Annotated in this window: 4 protein-coding genes; all 4 read right to left on the minus strand. The window is 59.7% G+C overall.

All coding sequences use genetic code 11. The features are described from left to right. On the minus strand, window positions 1–2,232 hold a 2,232-nt coding region (locus M0974_RS22270; protein ID WP_297841831.1), incomplete at its 3' end, for an error-prone DNA polymerase. Next, on the minus strand, window positions 2,229–3,644 hold the full coding sequence (locus M0974_RS22275; RefSeq protein ID WP_297841835.1) for a DNA polymerase Y family protein: 1,416 nt from the start codon (window positions 3,642–3,644) through the stop codon (window positions 2,229–2,231). The genes M0974_RS22275 and M0974_RS22270, both read right to left, overlap by 4 nt. Before the next feature lie 7 nt (window positions 3,645–3,651). After that, window positions 3,652–4,275, minus strand: coding sequence for a translesion DNA synthesis-associated protein ImuA (gene imuA, locus M0974_RS22280; RefSeq protein WP_297841838.1), 624 nt, complete (start codon window positions 4,273–4,275; stop codon window positions 3,652–3,654). Next, window positions 4,275–4,904, minus strand: coding sequence for a transcriptional repressor LexA (gene lexA / locus M0974_RS22285; protein ID WP_297841848.1), 630 nt, complete (start codon window positions 4,902–4,904; stop codon window positions 4,275–4,277). Before lexA ends, imuA begins: the two co-directional genes overlap by 1 nt. Window positions 4,905–5,193 lie beyond the last annotated feature (289 nt).

Consider the following 5,193-nt stretch of genomic DNA (forward strand, 5'->3'; position numbering starts at 1 on the left):
CGCCGCGGGCTCATGGCGTTTGAGCCAGCACGAGACATAGGTGATCAGGGCGAAACTCGTGGCGTGCGATTCGGGAAAACCGTAACTGCCGAAACCTTTGATCTGCTCGAAGATATGGTTGGCAAATTCCAGGGTATAGCCATTCTTGAGCATGCCTTCAGTCAGGCGTTTTTGATGCGGCTCAAGCCCGCCGTGGCGTTTCCAGGCGGCCATGGAGCGGCGCAGTTGGTCGGCCTCCCCCGGCGTGTAATCGGCCGCAACCACCGCCAGTTCCATGACCTGCTCCTGGAACAGTGGCACGCCGAGGGTGCGCTCGAATACCGCTTTAAGCTTTTCCGAAGGATAGGTGACCGGCTCTTCGTGGTTACGCCGGCGCAGGTACGGATGCACCATATCGCCCTGAATCGGCCCCGGTCGGACGATGGCCACTTCAATCACTAGATCATAAAAGGTCTTGGGTTTCAGGCGCGGCAGCATGGCCATCTGCGCCCGGGATTCGATTTGGAAAACGCCTACTGTGTCAGCGCGACTGATCATTTCGTAAGTGGGTTTATCTTCCTGCTTAATGGTCGCCAACGTCAGGTCATAACCCCGATAACGGCGCACCAGATCAAACGTGCGGCGCAGTGCGCTGAGCATGCCCAGTGCCAAAATGTCGATCTTCAGCAGCCCGACCAAGTCCAGATCGTCCTTGTCCCATTGAATGATCGTACGATCAGCCATGGCTGCGTTTTCTACCGGCACCAGCGTTTCCAGCGGATGTTCGGAGATGACGAATCCGCCCGGATGCTGGGACAGGTGCCGAGGGAAACCGATCAACTCCCCGGTTAAGGTCAATACACGGCGCAAGATCGGACTGTCCGGCTCAAAACCACATTCGCGCAGGCGTTCTGGTGGCGGCAGGTTATCGTTCCAGCTGCCAAAGCAATCGGCCAGCGCATTGATCTGATCGGGTGGCAAACCCAATACTTTGGCCACATCACGGACAGCGCCGGCGCCGTGATACGTGCTGGCCACAGCAGTGATCGCTGCCCTGCCCCGGCCATAACGCTGAAACACGTACTGCAATACTTCTTCCCGGCGCTCATGTTCGAAGTCGACGTCGATGTCCGGCGGTTCATTGCGCTCTTTGGACATGAAGCGCTCGAACAGCATGTTGCTGACTGCCGGGTCCAATTCGGTGATGCCTAAGGCAAAGCACACGGTCGAGTTGGCTGCCGAACCACGGCCCTGGCACAGAATGTCTTTGCTACGGGCGAAACGAACAATGTCGTGTACGGTCAGGAAATAGCTCTCGTAATTGAGTTCGCTGATCAAACTCAATTCACGCTCGATCAACGCCCTTACCTTGTCCGGCACGCCTTTTGGCCAGCGCCGCAGCGCGCCCTCTTCAGTCATCTGCCGTAGCCAGGTGGCAGCAGTTTGACCTTTGGGCACCAACTCATGGGGGTATTCATAACGCAGCTGTCCGAGGTCGAAACTGCAGCGCTCCGCGATACGTACCGACTCTGCCAACAACGGCGCCGGGTACAGTTCTGCCAGCTGTGACCGCGGTCGTAAATGCCGTTCGCCATTGGGGAACAGGCGATGCCCGGCGTCAGCAACGGTGGTGTGATGACGAATCGCAGTCATGGTGTCTTGCAGGGCGCGTCTGCCTCGGGCATGCATGTGCACATCGCCGCTAGCCACCGCCGGGATGTTCACGCTATCGGCCAATGCCAGAAGATCATTCAAGCGCTGCCCATCGTCAGGGCCACGGTGCAATTCCACAGCCAGCCATAGGCGTTCGGGAAACAAGGCATGCAGCCACTGGCCTTGCTCTTGATGGGTTTCACTGAGTAAATCCGGCAGCCACAGCGCCAGCAAGCCGTCCAGAGGTTCACGAAAGTCTTCACGCAGCAGGCGGTATTCGCCTTTTTTGGTGCGACGTCGGCCGGCCGTTATCAAGCGGCACAGCGCCTGATAGCCCCTGAGGTTTTCCGCCAACAGCACGATCTTCGGGCCGTTTTCGATGTGCATTTCGCTACCGATAATCATCGGCAAACCGGTTTCGCGTGACGCTTGCCAGGCACGGACGATCCCGGCCAATGTGCATTCATCGGTGATCGCCAGCGCTTGGTAGCCATGGCGCTGGGCACGTTCAAACAGCTCCTTGGCACTGGAAGCGCCGCGCTGAAAGCTGAAGTTACTCAGGCAATGCAGTTCAACATAGCCCACGGTCTCGGCAGTCATGCAAACCATCCCTGCAGCAACAAACTGCCGTCTTCACCCACTGTTTGATACGCCCACGCGCGCTGCCCGGAACGGGTCTCCACCAAAAAGTAATCGCGCCGCACATCGCCGCCGTCCCACCAGCCTGATTCGATACGCTCGGGGCCGGCGAGGATGCGCACACCGGATTCGTCCAGCGGCACCGGCTGACGCAATAGCCAACCGGGGCGCGGAGCCGTCAGCAGCGGGCCCGCGGACTTGCTCTCCAGGCCCGGTTGCCAAGCACATTCGGGGCGGTGATCGGCATGGGCGCGCAGGCCATTGACCGCTTCGTCACCCAACCGCGCGCGCAGCCGTTCGCGCAGTTGTTCCCATGGCAATGCCTGCTGCGCACGCTCATCGAACAACTCGCGGTGTGCCGGCACAAAACTCGGCAGATCACGGGCCAGCAGGCGCACCGCACGCACCGGAGACGGCACTTGTATTTGCTCCAGACGCCCACGCGCCAGCTCGAACAACATCGCCGCACCGCGTTCAGCACTGAGCAGCCCCACTGGCACTACCGTGTCTTTGCCTTCGACGTGTTCCAGATGAAGCGAAAAACGCTGTACGCCGCTGTCACGCCCGGCGAGAAACACCGCTAAATCCGAGATCAGACGTTTGAGCGGAAACAACAGGGCTTGATGGGATTCGACGTCGAAATTCAGCTCGATACGGGTGTCGAAAAAGTCTGGCGGCAGGTAACACTCCAGCGCCAAGGCGCGCTCGCCAAGCAAGGTGTCCAGGTGCAGCAATACCTGCGCCGGGAAGCGTCGTGCCAAGGTATTACGCGGCAGGGCCAGCACCTGCTGCAGCGTATGCAGACCCATGCGTGAAAAGGCAGTCGCCACTTCACGGCTCAGACCGATGCGGTCGATGGGCATCAGCGCTAGCGCGTGGTGTAGGGATTCTCGGGTGGTGACGGCAAGACCGTCATGCACATTGGTCAGCATCCGCGCCGCTGCCGGGTTGGGCGCGACCACGATGCGGTGATGAAATCCCAATGCGCTCAGCTCGTCCCTCAGGCGCTTTTCAAACACGGGCCAAGGCCCGAACAAGCCCAGGCTGGATTCAATCTCCATCATCAATACCCGGGGGTATTTCAGGCTGACCTGGGAACTGAACCGATACGCCCACGCCGCCAATAAACGGTGCCAGCGCTCGACATCACTCGGCTCATATTCAACCGTCGCAAAGTCGCGAACCAATGCTTGCGCAGCGGTGAGCGATTGACCCGCACGCAAGCCCAACGCCTTCGCCGCCGGGTTGACCGTCTGCAACACCCTGCGTTGTGCAGTGCCGGTCAACAGCACCAACGGTTCGTCAGGGTCGGCGCGACGGCGCATCACGCCGTCGAGCGCCAACTGTGGCAGCAAGACACAGGCCCAAAGCATGTGAACCTCAGAAATCGATTGAGAACGGGATAGGTGAAGGTGGTGTCAGCCCTCCCCGACACTTGAGAACCCGCAGTTGCCGGGGCTTTGCATCAATGGCGATGCGTAACGCCGCCGGTGACGGATTGAGCGCGGCATGTGCGGGCCGACAGGCGAAGGCCAGGGTCTGGCCGGTTTCAGCCGCTACTTGCAGACGCCGCAACGCACGATCATCGGCCTGTTTCTGCGGCGGCCAACACAGCACGGCGCCACAGCTGCCGGAACGCAAACATTGCTCGGTGGCCCATAGCGCATCCCGGGCGTTGGCGTCGACCATGGTCAGCCAACGCAAATCGATGCCAGCGGCCTGCCAAGCATGCGGATAAGGCACATAAGGCGGCGCGACCAGCACAATTCGCTCGCCTTGATCCGCGAGCCGCTTAAGCGTTGGCCACAATAATTGCAGCTCGCCACTGCCATCGGCAGCCACCAGAATTTCGCTCAGGGCCGACGCTGGCCAGCCGCCTGTTGGTAGCGCCGCATCCAGTTCGGCGTGTCCGGTGGGTTGGGTGCTGACGGGCGGCGCGACGGATCGGCCTTTCCAGACCCGACGCTCGTCCAGCAGCGCGTCGAGGCTGACAACGGCGCCCATCATTCGCGCCTGACTAAGCCGCAGTAAACGCCTTCGATGGCGAAATCCTGGGTTGGCAAGACCACTATCGGTTGGTAAGCGGGGTTACGAGGCAGTAAACGAAACTCGCCGGCTCGGGTCTCCAAACGCTTGATGGTGACCTCTCCGTCGAGCCGCGCGACCACGATTTGCCCATCCTTGGCCTCGGCACTGCGCAGTACGCCCACCAGATCGCCGTCGAGAATACCGTCTTCGATCATCGAGTCGCCTTGCACTCGCAACAGGTAATCCGGCACCCGGTGAAAAGTGCTGCGATCAAGCATCAAGGTGTCGTGCAGACCAATGTCAGGACCAATCGGCGCACCTGCTGCAACCCGACCTAACACCGGGAGCTCAATCATCTCGGGCCGTTGACGATTGCCCGACTGCTGCGAAACCAACCGAATACCCCGTGCTTGATTGGGCGCGACCTCGATCAACCCGGCTTCCGTAAGGGCCAAAATATGTTTGCGCGCCACACTACGCGAGGCAAAACCAAAGGCCTCAGCGATTTCAGCCAAGCTCGGGGACTGACCTTGCTGCACGATACGCTCGCGGATAAAGGTCAGGATGGCAGTACGTCGGGGGGTTAGTAGGCTCATGGAGTACATTTGTACTCCTTTCATGGCATTGGTGCTAGAGCCTCTTATCGCGGGAGCGAAATGCGAGGCTGAGATATGTCTTAATCAATTTGATACGCGCCCTCACATCAATGCCCAAGCTGTCCCAAACACTGTGTGGGCGCTTGCTTGCGAAAGCATTGTCATGGGCGCAGAGCTTTCTAGAACTGGTGAGCGTTTGAACCTGGGGCAGACGCTGAAAGGGTCGTAGCGCTTAGGATCAAACCGGACAATTCATCGACCCATTGTTCAGCCCTTGCTTGGCCAACTTATGGGTAAC

The sequence above is a fragment of the Pseudomonas sp. genome (assembly GCF_026224925.1).
In the GTDB taxonomy this organism is placed as follows: domain Bacteria; phylum Pseudomonadota; class Gammaproteobacteria; order Pseudomonadales; family Pseudomonadaceae; genus Aquipseudomonas.

What these genes read in the sequence shown, in the direction of transcription:
- lexA (WP_297841848.1), bottom strand. Translation starts at nt 4,904, where the DNA reads ATGTACTCCATGAGCCTACTAACCCCCCGACGTACTGCCATCCTGACC.
- imuA (WP_297841838.1), bottom strand. Translation starts at nt 4,275, where the DNA reads ATGGGCGCCGTTGTCAGCCTCGACGCGCTGCTGGACGAGCGTCGGGTC.
- M0974_RS22275 (WP_297841835.1), bottom strand. Translation starts at nt 3,644, where the DNA reads ATGCTTTGGGCCTGTGTCTTGCTGCCACAGTTGGCGCTCGACGGCGTG.